3 protein-coding genes and 1 pseudogene are annotated in these 4,065 nt (G+C 33.3%); 3 read left to right on the top strand and 1 reads right to left on the bottom strand.

Features of this window, described 5'->3' with window-relative positions; all coding sequences use genetic code 11:
* The first annotated feature begins 705 nt into the window (after window positions 1-705).
* The 3 genes from F6K13_RS21920 to F6K13_RS21910 all read left to right on the top strand — a co-directional run bounded on the left by F6K13_RS21920 (window position 706) and on the right by F6K13_RS21910 (window position 3,593).
* The gene (locus F6K13_RS21920; protein ID WP_287288370.1) at window positions 706-2,400 is read left to right on the top strand and encodes a CocE/NonD family hydrolase; all 1,695 of its coding nucleotides are present in this window, start codon (window positions 706-708) and stop codon (window positions 2,398-2,400) included.
* Between the two features lie 326 nt (window positions 2,401-2,726).
* Window positions 2,727-3,407: a hypothetical protein gene (locus F6K13_RS21915; protein ID WP_124146432.1), complete on the top strand. Its 681-nt coding sequence runs from the start codon at window positions 2,727-2,729 to the stop codon at window positions 3,405-3,407.
* Window positions 3,408-3,434: 27 nt separating this feature from the next.
* Window positions 3,435-3,593: a hypothetical protein gene (locus F6K13_RS21910; RefSeq protein WP_161564648.1), complete on the top strand. Its 159-nt coding sequence runs from the start codon at window positions 3,435-3,437 to the stop codon at window positions 3,591-3,593.
* 144 nt (window positions 3,594-3,737) lie between these two features.
* Here F6K13_RS21910 and F6K13_RS21905 read toward each other — a convergent pair.
* Window positions 3,738-4,065 (bottom strand): annotated as a pseudogene (locus tag F6K13_RS21905) (histidine kinase); the annotation flags it as partial.

Here is a 4,065-nt window from a genome sequence, read left to right as displayed (position 1 = left end):
AGGAGACAGGAGGAAAATTACATGGGGATAGTCAACGAAGGGCCGCTCCGCGTCTACGCTCCCCCAAGTAATGCGTGAACACGACCGTTGACGGTGGGGTATTAAACCCACAAAGAAAATGATAAAAATTGATATTATATCTGCTTAATTAGCACTCAAAAATATTTTGATTTCTATCCTCCGTTATATCAATTGTGTGTGAAGCTACACAGAATTATGAAATTTATTACTTGTCTGTCTTGATCTACAGTCAACTTTACAGAATAAAAGATAAAAAATAATAAAAATATTTTTTTCAATTCTCTTATTTTTCAATAGAAGCAGTTATTATACCAAATTCGATTACTATAGACCACAATTTATGATTGAGAAAAGCTTGATATATATGAATTATAGTTAATTTATTTTTGGTAAGTGCTAAAGCGGATTTGGTATTAATTGTTAATTACTAAGAAAATTAAAATCTAGATGGTGCGTTACATTTCATTAACGCACCCTACTGGACCGACACACCTAAAGTAGTGCATTAGCTTTTTTCATCATCACCCCATCACCCCATCTCCCCATCACCCCATCCCCCCATTTTCTAATGCACCATTTAAGCTGTGTCAGTGCACTACTAGACAATAAATTAAGCATCAATACTTGATGGAGCTACCTCCTAATTCCTGTAAAATCATACATTTATTCAGCCTCAATATTAAAATGAAAGTTTTACCCAAAGAAACAGCTTCAATATTTACCAGAGATGAAGTACGTTTAGACGCTGATATTTATCGCCCTGATGCAGAAGGTGAATTTCCAGTACTATTAATGCGACAACCTTATGGCAGAGCGATCGCTTCTACAGTAGTCTACGCTCATCCAAAATGGTATGCTTCCCATGGTTATATTGTGATTATTCAAGATGTACGAGGTAGAGGTACATCTGAAGGAGAATTTCAACTATTTGCCCATGAAATTGAAGATGGAATTGATACTATTAATTGGGCAGCAAATTTACCAGGTAGCACTGGCAAAATAGGGATGTATGGATTCTCTTATCAAGGCATGACTCAACTATATGCTGCTAGTGCTAAACCTCCTGCTTTAAAAACAATTTGTCCTGCTATGATTGCTGAGAATTTATATTCAGAATGGGCTTACGAAGGAGGAGAATTTTGTTTACAAACTAACTTGGGTTGGGCAATTCAACTAGCAACAGAAACTGCTCGTTTACAAGAAGATGAACAAGCTTATCAAGAACTTTATCAAGCTGCTAAAAAATTTTCTTTTTCTACTCCAATTCCTGCTTTATCGGAAGTAATGAATAAGTATGGGCTAGATTCTTTTTACCATCAATGGTTAGAAAATTATAAACCTGGTGAATATTGGCAAAATCTATCACCAAATTTAGAAAACATAGACCTACCAATGTTACATATTGGTGGTTGGTTTGATACCTATTTACGAGGCACAATTAATTTATATAAAAAAATATTTTGTCGTAGTAAATTCTTACAAAAATTAATAGTAGGTCCTTGGTCTCATATTCCCTGGGGAAGAAAACTAGGAGCTATAAATTATGGTTTAGCAGCTTCTAACCCCATAGATGATTTACAAATATTATGGTTCGACCAATTTCTCAAAGGAGTAAATACAGGAATATTAGAGCGATCGCCTGTTTCTTTATTTGAGATGGGAAGTAACGAATGGCGTAATTTTAATTCCTGGCCGAGTAATAATTATCAGTTTTATTATTTAGCTAGTACAGGACTTGCAAATATGAGAGAAGACTCAGGAACACTCAACGATAATTATCCTGACATTTCTACTGATGATATATTCGTACATGACCCTTGGCGACCCGTTCCAGCATTAGGTGGTCATGCCACATTTCCAGCAGGTTCTTTTGAACGTTCAGAATTAGATTGTCGTACCGATATTTTGACTTATACTTCTGAATTTTTAACAGAAGATTTACACATATCTGGAGATGTTTATGTAGAAGTTTATTGTACAGCAGATACCAGTAGTTTTGACATTTCGGCTGTGTTATCTGAAGTTAAACCAAACGGCAATGTTTATAATTTTACCCAAGGTTATATCAAGGTTGTTTCTAAGGATTTACCAGTGAAAATATATTTACAGCCAACTTGTATAAAAATTGAGAAAGGTAATGCTATTCGACTGAGTTTAAGTGCAGCTTGTTTTCCTGCGTATTTAATTAATCCTGGCATAGATAAACCACCAAAAGAAGTACGATTAATTGAGGCAAAAATTATTACTATAACTGTTAGCTCAGGAGAAAATAATCCCTCACTAATTTCTTTATCTATAGCAGGGAACAGGGAACAGGGAACAGGGAACAGGAGGGAAAACATTCCTCTGTCTGAGGTTCATCATCAGCATAAGTCCTAGTTGAAAACCCTCAATAACTTAGCATAAAAGACAGAGGGAATAGAGATAATACCAAATTAAAAAAAGGTAGTTACATCTTAGTTGATGATTTCTTCCTACAATAAAAAAATATAAATTCCATAAATTCTAGCAATTCAACCTTTTTTCCTCTTTAATATTTCTGTTTTTCTTTCCCTATTCCCTATTCCCTATTCTCTGTGCCATGACTGTAGCAATATTTTATGAAATTGGTATAATTATCCATTATCAATTATCAATTATCAATTAATGAATTCTTCCTTCTGCTATATAATAATTTTGAGAAGTCAATTAAAAAATATATAAATATGTTCTATCGTCGTAGTCTTTTAGAAATTGCTGAATATATTTTTATTACTGCTTCTGTTGTAGGATTTTTGGCAAATTATATATTTGATAAACCAATTATTTATGCAGTAGGGTGTGTTTTGATTTCTCTGTTAATTAATTTAGTTAATCGACATAAATTAGCAGCACAAATTAAAGTAATTAAATTTGATACTGCTGGAAAACTAGAGCAATATCAAAAGTCAATTTACCAAATGATTTCTCAGTTACAAAATAGTATAACTTTTTTTGAATCTGCTGCTAAAAACTTAGAAAATAATCAGGAAGATATCAAGATTAAACCTTTGCTGGAAACTATGAAAAGTTTGTCTAATCGATTTGATATTCAGGAGCAAACTATTAAACTGTTACAAACAGAGCTAGAAATGATTTCTCAGCAGTTTAAACAACGACCAGAATTACAGCAAATTAATGATTTAACAAGTGTGATTATTGATTTACAGCAGTTTATTAAAAAATTGCCAGAGTGGAGCGACCTACGACAACATCAGTTTCAAAAGTTAGAAGAAAAAGTTAATCATGCTTTGCATAAACTTGAGGAAAGTATTGCAGAAAGAAAAAGAGAAACTGTTGAAGAAGGAAGAAGCGGTGCGACCGCGTTGGCGGCAGACGAAAGGAAATTCGCACCAAGAGAGGAATAATATCAAGTCCGGTTAAACAGTTATAGAATGGTTAACTCAGGAGGAGTCAACCCACCCCTAACCCCTCCCAGGAGGGGGAGTCAGGAGTCAGGAAGAGAGAGAATTACAAAGATGGGCCTACTTATGACGATTGGAGAATTTTTTTATGTGCAATTAACCGGATTTGATATAATTGATAATTTATAAATAATAATTTATTTTATTTTTAATTCTTACCAGATGTCTAATATCTCTAAAATAAAATAAGTAATTGCCAATAATCTTACAGATATTAAGACAGATATATAAGATAGTAAAATTTAAGATACGCTTGAAAATTATCATGGTCAATCAATTATTTTTTGACGACTTAACGTGCTTAACTAATAATCGAGCGATCGCTTCGAGTTGCTTATGATTAAAACTTTTAATAATTAATTTCACTAACTCTTTAGGTTCTTTTGGCAAAGTTACTTTTTTCTGTTCAGAAGCTGTTGCTATTTCCTTAAGGTCTTGACTTTCCACTATTTCCTGTACTTTTCCTGCTTGGATCAACTCACCTGCTTGATTAAGTTCTTTAATAATTACAGGAGCTAGAATTTGATAAGACAATTTAGAACTAACGATCGCCTGTCGAGAATATGTAACTAAACTCTTCCAAATTTCTGTATTTTCATCC

The organism is Okeania sp. SIO2B9 (assembly GCF_010672505.1).
GTDB classification, from domain to species: domain Bacteria; phylum Cyanobacteriota; class Cyanobacteriia; order Cyanobacteriales; family Microcoleaceae; genus Okeania; species Okeania hirsuta.
This window is presented reverse-complemented; position numbering and strand designations above follow the sequence as displayed.